The sequence below is a fragment of the Gemmatimonadaceae bacterium genome (genome assembly GCA_036273715.1).
GTDB lineage: Bacteria > Gemmatimonadota > Gemmatimonadetes > Gemmatimonadales > Gemmatimonadaceae > JADGGM01.
In genome coordinates this window covers 1-15,873 of sequence record DASUHB010000042.1, presented here as the reverse complement: position 1 = coordinate 15,873, position 15,873 = coordinate 1, and the positions used below count along the sequence as shown (strand labels likewise).

At 65.0% G+C, this 15,873-nt stretch carries 14 protein-coding genes; 8 read left to right on the top strand and 6 right to left on the bottom strand.

All coding sequences use genetic code 11. The annotated features are described in order from the left end of the window. Both VFW04_09965 and VFW04_09960 read right to left on the bottom strand, forming a co-directional pair. On the bottom strand, positions 1–1,598 hold a 1,598-nt coding region (locus VFW04_09965; GenBank protein ID HEX5179646.1), incomplete at its 3' end, for a CheR family methyltransferase. A gap of 10 nt (positions 1,599–1,608) precedes the next feature. Further along, complete coding sequence (locus VFW04_09960) at positions 1,609–2,322, bottom strand: chemotaxis protein CheB (GenBank protein HEX5179645.1); 714 nt, start codon at positions 2,320–2,322, stop codon at positions 1,609–1,611. A gap of 463 nt (positions 2,323–2,785) precedes the next feature. On the opposite strand from VFW04_09960, the gene VFW04_09955 reads away from it, so the two are divergent. Both VFW04_09955 and VFW04_09950 read left to right on the top strand, forming a co-directional pair. Further along, positions 2,786–2,959 (top strand): hypothetical protein, encoded by a 174-nt coding sequence (locus tag VFW04_09955; protein HEX5179644.1) that lies wholly within the window; start codon positions 2,786–2,788, stop codon positions 2,957–2,959. A 94-nt stretch (positions 2,960–3,053) separates the two neighbouring features. Then, on the top strand, positions 3,054–3,350 hold the full coding sequence (locus VFW04_09950; GenBank protein ID HEX5179643.1) for a hypothetical protein: 297 nt from the start codon (positions 3,054–3,056) through the stop codon (positions 3,348–3,350). A 367-nt stretch (positions 3,351–3,717) separates the two neighbouring features. Here the strand turns inward: VFW04_09950 and VFW04_09945 are convergent, their stop codons facing one another. Continuing rightward, complete coding sequence (locus VFW04_09945) at positions 3,718–4,152, bottom strand: hypothetical protein (protein ID HEX5179642.1); 435 nt, start codon at positions 4,150–4,152, stop codon at positions 3,718–3,720. 382 nt (positions 4,153–4,534) lie between these two features. Between VFW04_09945 and VFW04_09940 the strand changes: the two genes are divergently transcribed. The 6 genes from VFW04_09940 (at position 4,535) to VFW04_09915 (ending at position 13,312) form a co-directional block, all read left to right on the top strand. Continuing rightward, on the top strand, positions 4,535–4,894 hold the full coding sequence (locus VFW04_09940) for a type II toxin-antitoxin system RelE/ParE family toxin (protein ID HEX5179641.1): 360 nt from the start codon (positions 4,535–4,537) through the stop codon (positions 4,892–4,894). Further along, entirely contained in the window at positions 4,860–5,237 is a 378-nt protein-coding gene (locus VFW04_09935) for a HigA family addiction module antitoxin (protein HEX5179640.1), read from the top strand. The genes VFW04_09940 and VFW04_09935 overlap by 35 nt, the downstream gene beginning before the upstream one ends. Positions 5,238–6,131: 894 nt before the next feature. Further along, a complete protein-coding gene (locus VFW04_09930) occupies positions 6,132–7,529 on the top strand; it encodes a TolC family protein (protein ID HEX5179639.1) in 1,398 nt (465 codons plus the stop codon). Continuing rightward, the gene (locus VFW04_09925; GenBank protein ID HEX5179638.1) at positions 7,526–8,941 is read left to right on the top strand and encodes an efflux RND transporter periplasmic adaptor subunit; all 1,416 of its coding nucleotides are present in this window, start codon (positions 7,526–7,528) and stop codon (positions 8,939–8,941) included. Before VFW04_09930 ends, VFW04_09925 begins: the two co-directional genes overlap by 4 nt. A gap of 6 nt (positions 8,942–8,947) precedes the next feature. Then, a complete protein-coding gene (locus VFW04_09920; GenBank protein HEX5179637.1) occupies positions 8,948–12,103 on the top strand; it encodes a CusA/CzcA family heavy metal efflux RND transporter in 3,156 nt (1,051 codons plus the stop codon). A 51-nt stretch (positions 12,104–12,154) separates the two neighbouring features. Beyond that, the gene (locus VFW04_09915; GenBank protein ID HEX5179636.1) at positions 12,155–13,312 is read left to right on the top strand and encodes a heavy metal translocating P-type ATPase; all 1,158 of its coding nucleotides are present in this window, start codon (positions 12,155–12,157) and stop codon (positions 13,310–13,312) included. A gap of 51 nt (positions 13,313–13,363) precedes the next feature. Here the strand turns inward: VFW04_09915 and VFW04_09910 are convergent, their stop codons facing one another. The 3 genes from VFW04_09910 to VFW04_09900 all read right to left on the bottom strand — a co-directional run. Then, a complete protein-coding gene (locus VFW04_09910) occupies positions 13,364–14,011 on the bottom strand; it encodes a cation transporter (protein ID HEX5179635.1) in 648 nt (215 codons plus the stop codon). Between the two features lie 77 nt (positions 14,012–14,088). Continuing rightward, positions 14,089–15,360, bottom strand: a complete 1,272-nt coding sequence (locus tag VFW04_09905; GenBank protein HEX5179634.1) for a hypothetical protein — start codon at positions 15,358–15,360, stop codon at positions 14,089–14,091. Positions 15,361–15,606: 246 nt separating this feature from the next. Then, positions 15,607–15,873 (bottom strand): hypothetical protein (locus tag VFW04_09900; GenBank protein ID HEX5179633.1); only part of this gene is annotated, 267 nt, incomplete at its 5' end.

Genomic DNA, 15,873 nt, shown 5'->3' with positions numbered 1-15,873 from the left:
ACCGCGTCTTTCCGCGCAACGTCAGCAGCCATCGCCGCGCCCTTTCGTGCATCGATGTCGTGGAACACGATCACGGCGCCATCGATCCTCTGGTCACTCGTCTTGTACGGACGGACGACCATGGAGTACCAATGTCCGGTGCGATCTTGAACGTCGGTCTCGTTCACGCGCAACGAGTCGATGGCCTCCGAGATCATCGACGAGAGGATCGTGGAGTCGAGGGTCGAGCGAAGATCGGCGATCGGCCGGCCGACGTCCGATGGGATCAGGTTCATCAGCCGTTCGGCGCCGGCCGTATATCGCCGGATGCGCTGATCCAACGTCACGATCACGACCGGCGTCCGGATGCTTGCGGCGACGTTGTTCAAATCATCGTTCAGCGCGTTCAACAGCCCATTTCGATCCTGGAGCTCATCGTTGACGGTGGTGAGCTCTTCGTTGATCGATTGGAGTTCCTCTTTCGCGGTCTCGAGCTCCTCCGCGGTGCTCTGCAACTCTTCGTTGCTCGACTGAATTTCTTCATCTGCGGCGCGCAACTCCTCGATTTCCGAGTCGTGTTCTTCGACGATGGATTGCAACCGGAGCTTCAACGTCGCGAGCTCTTTCTCGAGCGACGCGACAGTCGGCCGCTTCCGCGACCCTTTGGGAGCCGGCTCCACGACATCATCGCCCTTGCGTTGGGCAGACGGCCGACGGCGCCGGTTAGGCGCTCGGGCCGCTTGCGACGGCGCGTGAGGCCCCACGTGCCCGCCGCGGCGCGTGCCGTCACCCTCGACGGGGCTCTCGGCTCCGGGATCGGGTCTGGTGGCACCGACGCGTTGGGCGCTCGTCTCGTGATCCCGCGTCGGAGATCTTGCGACGAGCACTGTCGATACCGAATGCGCGCGGCGTGCGTACAGGTGGTGTCGCTTGTCCACGGTCGCAAACAGCGTCTGCGCCGCGCCGACGGACTCCGACGGACCAAGGAACAGCATGCCGTTCGGATTCAGTGCGTAGTGGATGATCGACAGCGTCCGGGCCTGGAGCTCCGGTTGAAAGTAGATGAGGACGTTGCGGCAGCTCACGAGATGAAGGTGCCCGAGCGGAGGATCCCTCGTCACGTCCTGTCGCGCGAACGTGCACGACGTCCGTACCTCCGGATTGACGCGATATTGGTGCTCGTGATGTGTGAAGAACCGATCGAGTCGCTCGCGCGACACGTCGGTCTCGATCGTTGCCGAATAGACGCCGCGCCGAGCCACCGATATCGCCTCCTCGCTCAGGTCGGTGCCAAAAACTTGAATCGGGTTGGAGCGGTTCGCCTGTGCGAGATATTCCGTGAGACATATCGCGATCGAATATGTCTCCTCTCCAGTTGCACAGCCCGGGACCCACACCCGAATCGCTTCGTCCGCGCTCAGGCCCTCGATCAATCCCGGGAACGCGACTCGCGTCAGGGCTTCGAAGGCCGCTGGATTGCGAAAGAATCGCGTCACGTTGATCAGGAGATCGCGCCTCAACGCGACGACTTCCTCCGGATCGCGGCGGAGTAGCTCGAGATACTCGGCGAGCGTGTCGACCTTGCGGAACAACATTCGCCGGAGGACGCGCCGCTGCATGGTTCCGCGCTTATAGCCCAATGAAGTCGATGCGAGACCGGGCGCGAACGACATCGAGGACGCGCGCGAGCGGATTGATCCCGACCGATGGCGTTTCCTTGCCGACTGGCTGAGGAACCGGATGCAGCAGCGGATGCGAGGCTATTCGCGCGAGATGCGCCGCGATGTCCGCCGGCGAGAGGACAAAATCCACGGAGCCTGTCCCGACGGCGGCGCGGGGCATGGCATCGTGTTGCGCAGAGGAGAACTCCTGCGCGAACGTGATGCCCCCCGCCTCTTTCACCGCATCGATGCCGCGGGCGCCGTCGGCCCCGGTTCCCGAAAGGACGACGCCGATCGCCGAGCTGCCCGCCACGTCCGCGAGCGACTCGAAAAAGGCATCGATCGGATGTGGAAGCTTGTCTCGTTTCCGGCTCTCGAGGCTCAGATGGCCGTCCGCGAGTGTCATGACCGTGCCGGGCGGAATCACGTAGGCGTGATCGGGCTCGACGAGGAGGCCTTCTCTGGCCGTGACGATCGGAATCTGACTCGTTCTGGCGAGGATGTCGGGGAGGAAGCTCTCGTGGGACGGATCGAGGTGCTGGACGAGTCCGTATGCCATGCCGGTGGTTGCCGGCAGGTTGGCGAGCAATTCCTGGAAGGCCGCCAGCCCGCCCGCCGATGCGCCGATGCCGACGACGGTGGGAAGGTGTGGGTCCCCGTCGTCAACCCCAGAGGGAGTCATCGGCGCGCGGGGCAAATCAGTCCGCCTTACCGAGTGCGGTATTGCATCTCATCGCCACACCAACGGGAGTCGCAGGCCGAGGAAAACGGACGTGCCCGATTGAGAAACGGCTCTCAATATTGGCGGTCGGCGCGGGCGGACGCCATGGGTGCAGGTTCCCTTCCCGGTTCACCCAGGCGCCTGCGTGGTGGCTTGCGCCTATAATCCGAATCGACGAGATTCAGATTATCTGACTATCTGAAACCGGGAGGCATTGTGGCTGGATCCGAGACCGGACGTGTAGGGAAGCGCGGAACGCTGGTCATTCCGGCGAGACTTCGCCGCCGATTCGGCTTGGACGAGGGCGCCCTCATCATCGCGGAGGAGCGGCCTGACGGCATCCTCATTCGACCCGCCATCGCGATTGCGACCGAGACGTACTCCCCGGAACGCAAGGCCGCGTTTCTCATGGAAAACGCTGTGGATGCCGGCGACTACGCAGGCGCCAGGGAAGCTGTTCGTCGAATGGGACTCGATCCAGCGCGCGTTCCACACGGGCGACCGCCGCGCGAACGGAAATCACAGCGAGCGCGAAAGCCGCCACGCCGGTGATCGCTCGTGCACCAACAACCGCATCGGGGTCTCGCGTCGAGTCTGATCGCGTATTCCTCGATGCGAACGTGCTCTTCTCGGCGGCTTATCGCCAAGGGAGCGGGCTCGAAGGACTCTGGGGCGCGACCAACATCGCTCTCATGAGCTCACCGTACGCGATCGAGGAGGCGAACCGAAATCTGGATGATGGAGCCCCGCGTACGCGCCTTCACGAGCTGGTGTCGGCGCTCGAAATCGTACCCGATATTAGCGGCATCCATCCGCCAACCGGCGTCGCACTTCCGGAGAAGGATCTCCCCATACTTCTGGCGGCGATCGCAGCAGAGGCCACGCACTTGCTCACAGGCGATCGAGCGAACTTTGGCCGGTACTACGGGAGACGCATCGCGGGTGTCCTAGTCCAACGGCCGGGCGACTATCTCGCAGCGCGGCGTTAGGGAACAGCCCGGACTTCTGGCGTCCAGATGGGCTCGCAGGTAATAGCGGCTCTCACATAGTGATCCGTCGACTGCAGGTACGCGGCGAACGCGCCCTCGACTCCCGGGACCGTGCCCAACGTCTCGAGCGGCGCCTCGAAGACGGCCGTCACGTACTCGGTGAAATGGTTTGGGTTCGACGCAGTTGGCGGCGGGTTCGAACTGCAGTTTCTCGATGACCGTGACGGGGCCGACGCTACCGGCGGGGGCCGGGACAGGAGCAAGAAGCACAATCGCAAACGACAGCGTGCTGACTAACGCTGGAACGTTCACGGTCGCATTCGGCATCTCCATTGGCGTTGCGTTCGCTCTCGTTCCGATTGGCGCGCTACTGGTTGGTCCAGTTGGTGTTGATGCTCTCGATGTTGCTCGCTGCCCACTGCTTGAGAAACATGTTCATGCTGTTCTCGCGGGAAGCAGCGTCGTTGGAGACTCTCACGCAGAATCCCTTGCCCCCGCTCACATCGGCGTGGATCGGATACTTCTGCTGAACGTACGCGTTGAAGCGGCTGGTGATCCCGTTAGGCCCGTTCGCCCCTGCGTCCGCCGGAAAGAGCGCGTAATACATGCGGCTGCCGAGCGCCGGCTTCGCCGGGTCTTTCGGGTCCTGAAACCTGCGCATCCACCACACTTGGCCCGGCGCCGCCGCACCGGCGGCAGCCTGCGCCTGCACACCGGGCGCCCCAACGCAGGCCATCGCAACGAAAAAGAACGCCAGGCGGACGAGGCGTCCGGCAGAGGCTGCACGCTGTATTTGGCACACGACGGTTGGCTCCAGTCCAGGGTTACGGACGCCGACATGCGTGACTCGAATATGCCAGCGACTGTGCCCGGCGCAAGGCCGTCGGCAAAGCTCGAGCGGGCCGCCGGTGCACGACGCACTCGCGGAGAGCGCGTACGGGGCGCTGGCGGCAGCGTTAGGCGCTCTCTGCTTCCGTATCTAGGGCTCGGGCAGCCGACACCCAGGTGTGTCACGCCGACGCCGGCGATGAGCGCGGATTGCCAAGGACCGCTCGCGTGCCGTCGAGGTGCTCGAAGAGTCGAATGCCGGAGCCGAGTAGGACCGCCGCGAGGTCGACCTTGATTTCGCTCCGAACCGAGCGACAGGCTCGACCTGCCGTGCGGCCGAATCGACTCGGCCTCATATGCGTTCGATAGCAACAGGCATCTTGACCTGGCCGGCCTATACGCCATCCGTTATAATATATGGCGTGATACGCTCGTTCGCGGATGCGGCCACGGAGGACCTGTTTAACGGGGTGAATAGCCGGCGAGCGCGGGCGGCGTGTCCACACGACCTCTGGCCCGTCGTGCGGCGCAAGCTCACCCAACTCAACCGCGTTCGCGATCTGCGCGAGCTGGCGGTGCCGCCCGGCAACCGGCTCGAGGCGCTCACGGGCTTTCGGAAAGGGCAGCACAGTATTCGTATCAACCAGCAATACCGCGTTTGTTTCCGCTGGGAGGCGGGCTATGCCGACGAAGTCGAAGTCACGGACTACCACTAAGCGCGCCACGGGCACGTCACGCTCGCTCGTCCAGCGGCGACTGCCCACCAATCGACCGCCGACCGCGCCTGGCGAAATGCTGCTCGAAGAGTTTCTCAAGCCGCTTGGCATCTCGCAGTCGGCCTTCGCGATTCGCTTGGGCGTCTCTTTTCCTCGCTTGAATGAAATCATTCGCGGCAAGCGTGCGGTCACTCCCGACACGGCGCTGCGCCTGGCGCAGGTGACCCGGATGAGCGCCGATTTCTGGCTCGGGCTACAGTCCGATTGGGACCTGTGGCACGCGCTCCGGTCGAAGGATGCGAGGCAGATTGCCAAACTGGCGCCGCTGCCCCGCGCCGGCTGACGCTGAATCCACTCGCGTAGCGGCCGCCTAACGAACGCGGCAAGGGCCAAAGGGGCTCTTGAATCCTTCCCTTGGGTGCGATGATGGGTGGCGCGCACTCGGTGCGGCCGGCCGTGCTGCGCCCAGGTCACGCCGCCAATCGGTCGCACTTCGAGCGACCCCCACTCGTCAAAACAGATTACCGCCGCCCGCGGCTGGCACGGACGGTAGAGCGCGCGGACGCGGTTTTTTTGATCGAATGCGGGATCGGGCCGTTGCATCGCGATCCAACTAATCCATAGTATCCAATCAAGGACAACCGGAACCATCACCAGGCTCACGACGCCTCAACGCCGAGTTATATTGGGCGGGTCGCTGCTGCTCACGGCTCGGGCCAAGATGAGACCACGCTTTCGAATCACGGCCATCTTTACACTCCTCCTCATGGCCCAGCTCGTCGTGCTGGGGAGCGGCCTCGTTTGCCCGATGCTTGCCCAAATGGCATCCGCGTCCTCCGCGATGCCAGGCATGCACATGGCGGGGCCGGCCTCGACGTCCATGCCCAACGACATGTCGGGACCGTCTGGTTCCGGCCAGCGTAGTGCACCGTGTCGGTTTCCGTGGGCGCCTGATGGATGCCATGGCCTCACGCCGTGCTCGCCGGCAGTCGACAAGGCGCCACGGGTTGCGTTCACCACGCAAACCGCGCCTCGACACGACGCCAATGCGTTAGTCGTTCTCACGCCTCCAGCGCGGAACGTCGTTCCCGAGCTGCCGCCGCCCAGGGTCTAGGGTCTCCACACAATCGTACCCGCCGTCCGCATAGCGCTGCGCCTCCATCGGCGGCGCGCGCGGGCTGCATCTCGCCGCGTCGACTCGCTGTCGACGGTGGCGCGGCCTTCACCGTGGACTCTCATGACCCCTGTATTGATCTCACGCACAATTCGGTTCGCGACCGCCGCATCGTTCGCGGTCGGCGCGTTGCTGTGGTGCGCTACTGCGCACGCACAGATGGGGCGGCCGGGCCTGCAGCAGCACGGACTGCAGCCTGTTGTGCACCGCGCCGCCGATTTGGATTCGTTGCTCGCACTCGCGCTGGCCAACAGCCCGCACGTCGCGGCCGCCGCCCATCGCCTAACCGCCGCTCGAGCGCGGATCGGGCCGGCGGGCGCCCGCCCAGATCCCATGTTGATGGCCGGCGTCCTCGACTTCCCGTATCAGCGGGCCGGGTACGGCGACAACTTCACCATGAACATGGTTCGCCTAACGCAGACCCTGCCGTATCCGGGAAAGCTCACGCTCGCGACACAGGCGGCGCACGACGACGAGTCGGCGGCAAGCGCCACCCTCGATCAGGCCAGGCTCGACGTGGTGCGAGACGTGAAGACTGCGTACTACGAACTGGCGTTCGTGCGCCGTGCGCGGGACATCGTGCAACGGAATTCTACCGTCCTGGCGAGCCTGGTCGCGATCTCGCAAGCTCGCTATCAAGTTGGCACCGCGACGCAGAGCGATGCGCTCCGGGCGCGCATCGAAGCGGCTCACCTGGGCGATCAGGAAGCTGCCCTCGACGCTGAGGAGCGCGCCGCGCTTGCCCGGCTCAACGCACTGCTCGATCGCCCGAGCGACACGCCGGTCGACTCCGCGGCCGTTCCGCCGCGCATCGCCGGACTCGCGGTTGCCGACTCCGCCGAGCACGTGCACTTCACGTCGACGGCGCTCGGCGCCGCGCCGGCGAACTCGCCGATGCTCGGCATCGATTCGCTCACCGCGTTAGCACTGTCGCACAGCCCGATGCTCCGCGCGCACGACGCACGGATCGCGGCGCAGGAGCGACGGCTCGCGCTCGCCGAGAAGGCGCACTTGCCGGATTTCGACGTTTCGCTCGAGTACGATCAACGTCCGCACTTCTCCGATTACGTCTCGTTTTTCGTGTCTGTACCGCTTCGCCTGCAACACGGGCGCAAGCAGGATCAAGAGGTCGATGAGGCCCGCGCCGAGCTCGACGCGCTGCATGCGGAGCATGTGGCGCAGGTGAACACGATCCGCGGTCAGATCGCATCGCTGGCAGCAGATGCCCAACGCGAACGAACCGAGCTCGCGCTGTCGCTCAAGGCGGTGTTGCCCGAAGCACGCGCCGCGCTGGCATCGGCGACGGCCAGTTACGACGTGGGTCGGATCGACTTTCCGTCGCTCGTCGATGCGCAGGCCATGCTCTTCACCGAGGAAACGGCCTACGCACGCGCGCTCACGGATTTCGCGACGACCATCGCCCAGCTCGAGAGCGTGGTTGGCGCGGAGGTGGTCAAATGACCTCCAACAACGATTGGCCGACGGGCGGCGAGTCAGACGCGCGCACGACATCGGCATCGTCAGGTCACCGTCGCACGCTCCGGCGCGGCTTGTGGGTAGGCATCGCGGCCGTCGCCCTCGTCGCGGCCGTGTGGGCCGGCGTGGCACGCTACCGCGGCGCTCGGGTTGCGACGCCCGCGCCGGCGGCCACCAAAACGGCGATGGGTGGGATGCAGGGCATGCAAGGCATGTCCGGCGGAGACACGGCGACATCGGGCGCGGCCGTGACGTTCACGGCCAACCAGGTCCGGCAATTCGGCGTGACTTTCGGTGCCGTCGCGGTACGACGTCTCGACAACCGCGTTCGCACCGTGGGCACCGTCACGTTCGACGAGCGGAAGCTGACACAGATCACGCCGAAGTTTGGCGGGTACGTGGAGCACCTGTTCGTCAACACCACCGGACAGGCGGTTAGGCAAGGCGAGCCGCTGGCCACGATCTACTCGCCGGAGATCCTCGCCGCGGAGGAGGACCTCCTCGTCGCCGGACGCCTCGCACGCGCGGCAGGCGGCGACACCGTGCCCGGCGTGCCGGGCACGGGCTTCGATCTCCTCGCGGCGGCGAGGCAACGGTTGTCGCTCTGGGACATTTCCGATGCGCAGATCGACTCCGTCCTGAAGACGGGCACGGTCCAGCGCGCGCTCACCTTATATGCGCCGGCACCGGGTGTGGTGATCGCCAAGAACATCGTACAGGGACAAGCCATCCAGCCCGGCATGGCGCTGTACCAAATCGCCGACTTGTCCACGGTGTGGATCGACGTGGCCATCCGCCAGGGGGACGCCGCCCTCGTTAGGCCTGGCTCGGCGGCGACGATCGACCTGACGTCATTTCCCGGACGGCCCTTCACCGGCCGCGTCGGCTACGTCTATCCGACCATCGACTCGGTCGCACGAACCATTCATGCTCGGGTTCAGGTGCCTAACTCAAGCGGCCTCCTCAAGCCGGGCATGTACGCCACCGTCTCTCTCGCCACGCCGTCGCGCCGCGCGCTCACCGTCCCGACCACGGCCATCGTCAATACGGGCGAACGAGAACTCGTGTTCCTGGACCTGGGCGACGGACGCTTCGTACCGCACGACGTCGAAACCGGCCGCACCGCCGGCGACTATACGGAGGTGCTCTCCGGACTCGAGCCGGGACAGCGCGTCGTCACGTCGGCGCAGTTCCTCCTCGACTCCGAGTCCAACCTGGCCGAGGTGATGAAGAGCATGATGGCCCAGATGAACATGTCCGACGTTGGGCGTGCGCAAAGCATGCCGGGCATGGACATGTCGGGCCATGGAGCGTCGCAAATGAACGCGAAGGGCGCCCCGATGAAAGGAATGAAGGGAATGACGCCTCCGTCATCCACCTCTGTCCCGCGGAGGTAGAAGATCATGCTCACACGCATCATCGAGTGGTCGGTGGGCCACAAATTCGCGGTCCTGCTCGCGACGGCGGCGGTAATCGTCGCCGGCATCTGGGCGCTGCTCAGCACACCGGTGGACGCGATCCCGGATCTCTCCGACGTGCAGGTCATCATCATGACCGAGTGGCCGGGCCAGGGACCGCAGCTGGTCGAGGATCAAGTGACCTACCCGCTGGAGACGGAGATGCTCAAAGTGCCGCACACCAAGATCGTGCGCGGCATGAGCCAATTCGGACTCTCGGCGGTGTACGTGGTGTTCGATGACGGGACCGATCTCTACTGGGCGCGCTCGCGCGTGCTCGAGTATCTGAGCTCGATTCGCGCCAAGCTGCCGCAGGGAGCCGTCACGACGTTAGGCCCCGATGCCACCGGCGTCGGCTGGGTGATGCAGTACATTCTGGCCGACACCACCGGTCGGCTCAACCTGGCGGAACTGAGGAGCCTCCAGGACTGGACCGTCCGCCCGGCGCTCGCCGCCGTCCCCGGCGTAGCCGAGATCGCCTCGTTAGGCGGATTCGAGAAGCAGTATCAGGTGGTCGTCGACCCGGCGAAGTTGCTGGCGTACAACATCCCCTTGGAGCGGGTCGTCCAGACGGTCCGCGCGTCGAACGAAGACGTGGGTGGACGCGTGCTCGAGATGGGGGGAGCGGAGTACGTGGTGCGCGGCAAGGGCCGCTTCACGAACCTCGATGACATCCGGAAGATCGCGCTCGGTACGGGCTCGGGCGGTTCGCCCATCACGGTAGGAAACGTGGCGACGGTGCAGCTCGGGCCGGAGATTCGGCGCGGAATCGCGGATCTGGACGGCAAGGGCGAAATCGTTACCGGCTGGGTGGTGATGCGCTACGGCGAGAATCCGCTGGCCGTGATCAATCGCGTGAAGCGCAGGATGGCTGCCGTCCAGGCGTCGCTCCCCAAAGGCGTCGTGTTCGTCGAGGGCTACGATCGTTCGGGGCTCATCGAACGGGCGATCGCGACGCTCAAGAGCAAGCTGATCGAAGAGTCGCTCATCGTCGCCGCGGTCACGGTAATTTTCCTGCTCGATGCGTCGAGCGCCCTGGTCGCGATTCTGACGCTTCCGTTAGGCGTGCTCATGGCACTGCTCGCCATGCGGCTCCTGGGGCTCAATGCGAACATCATGAGCCTGGGCGGCATCGCCATCGCGATCGGTGTCATGATCGATGCCGCGATCGTGATGGTGGAAAATCTGCACAAGCACATGGAGCGAAATGCGCACGCGGAACACCCGCGCACGCACTGGGACCTCGTGCTCGACTCGGTGAAGGAAGTCGGCCCGGCGCTCTTCATCTCACTGCTGATCATCACGGTGTCGTTCGTTCCGGTCTTCGCGCTCCAGGACCAGGAGGGGCGGCTCTTCAAGCCTCTCGCCTGGACCAAGACCCTGTCGATGGGCAGCGCGGCGCTCCTTTCGATCACGCTCGTGCCCGTGCTCATGGGCCTCTTCATTCGCCGCCGCGTAAGGCCCGAGTCCGCGAATCCCGTCAACCGCCTTTTCATCCGCGTTTACCGGCCGGTCATCACGTTCGTGCTTCGGCACCGGTGGCCGGTCATCGGTGTCGCGGGCATGGTGCTTCTCATCACGATCCTTCCGTGGTCGCGACTCGGCAGCGAGTTCATGCCGCCCTTGAACGAGGGGAGCATCATGGACATGCCGTCCCTGTTTCCCGGTATCGGCACCGGCCAAGCCAAGATCATCCTGGAGCAACGCGATGCGGCGCTCGCCCGCATTCCCGAGGTGCGCACTGTGTTAGGCAAAATCGGTCGCGCCGAAACGGCCACCGATATGGCACCGATGTCGATGATCGAGACGATCGCGATCCTCAAGGACACGAAAGACTGGCGGCCAGGAGTCACCTACGATTCGATCGTCAGCGAGGCGAACCACACGGTCCGCACGCCCGGGGTGGCGAACATGTGGTCCATGCCGATCAAGAATCGCACAGACATGCTGGCATCTGGAATCAAGACGCCAGTCGGAATCAAGATCTTCGGGCCAAGTCTCGACACGCTGCAACAGATCGGCGAGGAGATCGAAGGGTTGCTCCCGGTGGTACCCGGCACCAATTCCGTGTTCGCGGAACGCACCGAGGGCGGCCGGTATGTGGACGTCGTCGCGGACCGGGACGCCGCCGCGCGATACGGGATGACCGTGGGCGACGTGCTGATGGCCGCGAGCGCCGCGATCGGTGGCGCGGACGCAGGCCAGGTGATTCAGGGGCGCGAACGCTACAGTGTGCTCGTGCGGTACCCGCGCGCGCTGCGCGATGACCCGGCGGCCATCGGCAACACGCTCGTCGCGACGCCAGGCGGCGCCCAGGTTTTGTTAGGCGAGCTCGCCCGAATTGCGATCGTGAAAGGACCCACGCTCATCAAGTCGGAAGGCGGCTATCTCAACAACATCGTCTACGTGGATGTGCGCGGGCGCGACGTGGGCAGCTATGTCGTGGATGCGAAGCAGGTGCTCCAACGACAGCTGAACCTTCCGCCCGGGTATCGCCTCGAATGGTCGGGGCAGTTCGAGTCCATGCAGCGCGCGGCAAAACGGTTGCGCATTGTGATTCCCATCGCACTGGCAATCATTTTCCTCCTGTTGTACTCCACCTTCGGCAGCCTCGCTGAGAGCGCCATCGTGATGCTTTCGCTGCCGTTCGCGCTCGTGGGTGGCGTGTGGCTCATGTGGTTGCTCCATTACAACCTGAGCGTAGCGGTGGCGGTCGGATTCATCGCATTGGCCGGCGTCACGGCCGAAACAGGCGTCATCATGCTGATCTACCTCGACCATGCCTACCGTGCGCGCAGCGAGGAGGGACGGTTGGGAACTCGCGGCGACCTCGATGGTGCGGTGCAAGAAGGCACGGTGCTACGGGTTCGCCCGCTGATGATGACGGTGACCGCAATCATCGCCGGCCTTTTGCCGATTCTGTGGAGCCAGGGGACCGGCGCGGATGTGATGAAGCGCATTGCGGCGCCGATGGTGGGCGGCATGCTCTCGAGCACGCTGCTGACGCTCATTGTCATCCCGGCCATCTACTCGATCTGGAAGGAACGGGAAGTTAGGCGTGTGGCGTTGCGCCGACTCTCTGGTTCTGCGGAGCCGGTATGAACCCTCACGAGCACGGTCCTCGTGCCGGGCACCACGCGATGGCGGAAGAACATGCGCGCCACGATGCCACCCAGGCCAGGCGCGCCGGCCACGACGTGGCAATGTTCCGCCGGAAGTTCTGGGTCTCGCTGCTCCTCACGCTCCCGACGCTCGCATGGGGACACATGCTGCCGCACGCGCTCGGCTACACCGCGCCCCGCGCGGAGCGGCCTGCTCATTCGCGATCGCCGCGGGCTCGAGGAGGCGCGGAAGGTCGACACGGTAGTCTTCGACAAGACCGGCACGCTCACCAGGGGCGAGTTCGGCGTCGTGGACATCGCGACGATTGATGCGTTCTCGGCGGACGACGCGCTCCGCTTCGCCGCCGCCGTGGAGCGCGACTCGGAGCATATGATCGGGCGCGGCATCGTGCGAACGGCGGAAGCGCGCGGCCTAACGATACCACCGGCGTCCGGGTTCGAAGCGCTGCCCGGCCAGGATGTCCGGGCGACGGTCGATGGCCGTGAGCTGTACGTGGGCGGCCCGGCGCTCCTGCGAGCGCTGTCGGTGGCCGTGCCGCCAGCGTTAGGCGCGGCGGCGCAGCGGGCAGGAGAACGCGGCCAGACCGCGATCTTCCTCGTGCGGGAGGCATCGCCGGTGGCCGTGTTGGCTGTCGCCGATGTGGTGCGGCCGGAGTCACGAGCCGCGGTCGATGCGCTGCGCGGTGCCGGTGTCGATGTCATCATGATGACAGGAGACGTCGAGGCGGTCGCGAAGGCGGTCGCGTCGACGCTTGGGATCAGCACGGTGTTTGCGGATGTGCAACCCGGCGACAAAGCGGCCAGGGTCGAGTCGCTCAAACGCGCGGGCAAGCGGGTCGCCATGGTTGGCGACGGCGTGAACGATGCTCCGGCGCTGGCGACAGCGGATGTGGGTATCGCAATCGGGGGCGGCACCGATGTCGCGGTCGAGGCCGGCGACGTGGTGCTCGTGCGCAACGATCCGCGCGACGTGCCGCGCGTCATCGCATTGAGCCGCGCAAGCTACCGCAAGATGGTGCAGAACCTCTGGTGGGCGGCCGGCTACAACGTGGTTGCCATTCCGCTTGCGGCCGGACTGCTGGCGCCGGTTGGCGTTGTGCTGTCGCCCGCGGTTGGCGCGGCGCTCATGTCGCTCAGCACGGTGATCGTGGCGATCAACGCGCAGTTGCTCCGCGGCGCGACGCTGTGACACCCGTGCGTTGGGCGCCGTGCGGTAAGCATCCGCCACGGTGTTGTTTCGCTAACCAGGAGATGATCGGCCTTGAGGCGCACATGCGTCGTCGCTGCATCGGTCGCCGCGCAATGCGCCGACTCCCTCTCGAGCAATGATCGGTACCATGAGCAACGCGGCAACAGGATCGGCCCACCACCATCCGGCGAGCGCGTTGAGCGCGACCCCGCCGAGCGCGATGGCCGACAAGTAGGCGCACAGTGATGTCTGCCGGGATTCGCTTTCCAGCGTATCAATTCGCATCGCTCGTGCGACACGCGATTTGGCTCGGGCGAGCATCGGCATCACAACGACAGAGAGTGCGAGAATCGCGATGCCGAGCATGCTGCGGGCAGGTCGTTCGCGCAGCCAGAGCGATTTGGCGCTGTCACCGCTGACGTAGACAGCGAGCATGAGAAAGCACCATGCGACGATCCGACGCGTGCGCCGCTCGACGTGATCGCGCCTCTCGGGCGCGACGTCGGCGCGCAGGCGCCACTGAGCGGCACCGCTCGCGGTAACTTCGATCACGCTGTCGAAACCAAACCCGACAAGCGCCGCGCTGCCCGTACCGAGACCAGCGACGAGGGCGATGACGGCTTCCATCGTGTTGTAACCGATGGTGAGATAGTTGAGTAGCAGTCCCCGCCTAACGAGCTCCGCGCGATCACGCGTCATGCGCGCACTCTGTCGCCGCCTGCTCCGGGCACCGCGAGCCGACAGGGTGAGCGCGGCCGCCGGCGCGCATTAGTCGATCACTTCGCGTACTTCCAGCCGGTCTCGACGATCTGCTTGTTCGATTTCTTGAATTGGTCTTCGTAATACCCCTCGCTTCCCGGACCTTGCGGGGCAGCGCTTCTCCGACCAACACACCTCGGTTGCGCGCCGGAGGCGGTCTTGAAGGAGTACTTCTGCTGGAGGAACAACAGGTAGGCGTTTGCGATCGTCCCGAAATCGGGTGGGTTTCGGCGGCTGTCTGGTTTGCCTATGAAAATCCCGGTGAAGTAGACCGTGGGCGCGGACTGCTCGGAATAGCAGTAGACGTAAAACTCTCCCGGCGGCGGCGCGGCCCCTGTGTCTGCCGCCGTCACTGCGTGAGTGGCCGCTTCGACCGGCGCGTAGGACCAGTTGACGTTGGTGACGTCTGTCTTACCGTCCGCCAACATCTTGTCCTCGTAGCTCACGGAAAATGCCCGCGTCTGCGGATCCGAGGAGCCAGGTTCACAGTCAGCCTTTTGGGACCCGAGCTTGTCGACTGGATAGGTCTGGCGCACATAGTTGAACCATGCGGCGTTAACCGCCTGTGCTAACGCAACCGTCTGGACATACGGGCTGACGTAAACGATCCGCCGGCTTGCCGTGAAGCCGGAGAACGTGCAGAGGTACCAGCTGCCTTGTCCTGATGCGGGAGCTGCTGCAGCAGCGGGCGTCGCTGGTGGAGCGGGCGCGGCTGCTGGCGTGTTCGCTGCCGGTTGGGCGGAAGCCGACGAGCCGGATGCTGCCGGCGCACTGGAATTCGGCGCCGGCGACGCGGCAAGGAGGAACGTCAACGTGGTACCCGGCGGCATGAGGACTTGCTGGCCGGTCGCGATCGCCGAGACAGGGGCAGGCGCGTGATTCCCCAGTGCTCCGACCATGGCGTGCATCGCGTTCGCGTCGTTGTGCGCGGCGGTGGTCGCGCTGGCCAAACTGCTGGTGACCACAACCGCCTGCCCGTTAGTCGCGACGGTCGAGAGGTGCGCAACCCAGTCCGTCCCGTTTTTGTCCAGCGTGACGGTCGCGTGCGCGCCGGTCGCGATTGCGACACCGTTTCCCTCCGCCACCGACCTGGTGATCATCGCGTGGTACTGCTTCCCAGCCGGATCGCTCCCCGTATTCACGCGCTCGAGTATTCGGACCGTTACCTTGGTGCCGATCGCGGAAGTATTCTGCGATTGCGCATGCAGTGCCGGTGGGGCAACCGTCGCCGCAAGAATTGACAGCGAGCAGAAGTAGCTGCGAAGCCTCGATACTCTCGCGTAGCGCATGTCGTTCGTCCCCGGTTACCGGTGGAACTGCACGGTGCAAACAAAAGCTAGGGTCGACCGGCACGAACGGATAGGTCTCTTCGCGAGCGAACAACGACGTCCGGCAACCGTTTCGCCGTGCGCGTGTCACAGGCCTGAGGTTGCAGGCGACGGAGAACGTGTTCACCGGTTCGTCGCGCGCATCATCGAGTTGTTGCCTGCATAGCAGGTAAGCACTCGATGATGGCGCGGCGAACGCGCTTTGATCTACGCAGCCAGCGCGGCGGTCGACACCGCTCGCGGCGCTCTCAGCTTGCGGAAGATCAAGAGGTGCATGAGGAAGTACGCCGGCACCAGGAGTGTCGGCACCAACACCCACGGCAACGTCGTGATCACCTCGGCCGATCCACTGAAAACGTGGAACGGCGTGCCCGGTTGGGAGGTGACGCCTAACATGACGGCCGTGATCAGATCGAGCGTGCCCAGGGCGTTCCAGAGGGCGATCCAGATCGGGCGCACGGATCCCGCCGCGGC

What these genes read in the sequence shown, in the direction of transcription:
- VFW04_09915 (HEX5179636.1), top strand. Translation starts at nt 12,155, where the DNA reads ATGCGCGCCACGATGCCACCCAGGCCAGGCGCGCCGGCCACGACGTGG.
- VFW04_09905 (HEX5179634.1), bottom strand. Translation starts at nt 15,360, where the DNA reads ATGCGCTACGCGAGAGTATCGAGGCTTCGCAGCTACTTCTGCTCGCTG.
- VFW04_09925 (HEX5179638.1), top strand. Translation starts at nt 7,526, where the DNA reads ATGACCTCCAACAACGATTGGCCGACGGGCGGCGAGTCAGACGCGCGC.
- VFW04_09955 (HEX5179644.1), top strand. Translation starts at nt 2,786, where the DNA reads ATGCCGGCGACTACGCAGGCGCCAGGGAAGCTGTTCGTCGAATGGGAC.
- VFW04_09940 (HEX5179641.1), top strand. Translation starts at nt 4,535, where the DNA reads ATGCGTTCGATAGCAACAGGCATCTTGACCTGGCCGGCCTATACGCCA.
- VFW04_09950 (HEX5179643.1), top strand. Translation starts at nt 3,054, where the DNA reads ATGAGCTCACCGTACGCGATCGAGGAGGCGAACCGAAATCTGGATGAT.
- VFW04_09930 (HEX5179639.1), top strand. Translation starts at nt 6,132, where the DNA reads ATGACCCCTGTATTGATCTCACGCACAATTCGGTTCGCGACCGCCGCA.
- VFW04_09960 (HEX5179645.1), bottom strand. Translation starts at nt 2,322, where the DNA reads ATGACTCCCTCTGGGGTTGACGACGGGGACCCACACCTTCCCACCGTC.
- VFW04_09920 (HEX5179637.1), top strand. Translation starts at nt 8,948, where the DNA reads ATGCTCACACGCATCATCGAGTGGTCGGTGGGCCACAAATTCGCGGTC.
- VFW04_09935 (HEX5179640.1), top strand. Translation starts at nt 4,860, where the DNA reads ATGCCGACGAAGTCGAAGTCACGGACTACCACTAAGCGCGCCACGGGC.
- VFW04_09910 (HEX5179635.1), bottom strand. Translation starts at nt 14,011, where the DNA reads ATGACGCGTGATCGCGCGGAGCTCGTTAGGCGGGGACTGCTACTCAAC.